Origin of the sequence: Lacihabitans sp. CCS-44 (assembly GCF_024343735.1) — a bacterium.
Lineage (GTDB): Bacteria > Bacteroidota > Bacteroidia > Cytophagales > Spirosomataceae > Leadbetterella.
Window position 1 is genome coordinate 1 of the sequence record NZ_RJUE01000023.1, and the last position, 374, is coordinate 374.

The following is a 374-nucleotide window of genomic DNA, read 5'->3' on the forward strand; positions in this document are numbered from 1 at the left end:
GCTACTGGCAATTCGGTTGTCGTTACACTGGCAATGTTGACCAGGTCTGTTCCATTGTTGATGTCCGTCTGCGTTGCTGCATATGTCGCCGAATATATCCATACTTCTCCTACATTGAGGATATTGTTGCTGTTGTTGTCGCCACTGGTAAGTGTCGCACTGCCTGCCAAATCATCGGTTAAGGTAACGTTGGTCAAATCGGTATTGCCTTCGTTGATTACCGTGATGGTATAGTTCAGCGTACCTGGAGCTGCTATCGTCGTCTGGTCTACCACTTTGGTGATGCTCAAACTGTCGTTGCTGGTGATGCTTGTGGTCGCCGTGTCTCTCTTGGCTACTGGCAATTCGGTTGTCGTTACACTGGCAATGTTGAC

The 374-nt window shown here is 48.7% G+C and carries 1 pseudogene; it reads right to left on the minus strand.

Annotated elements, in window-relative coordinates:
* A pseudogene (locus EGI26_RS07045) lies at window positions 1-275 on the minus strand (hypothetical protein); the annotation flags it as partial.
* Window positions 276-374 lie beyond the last annotated feature (99 nt).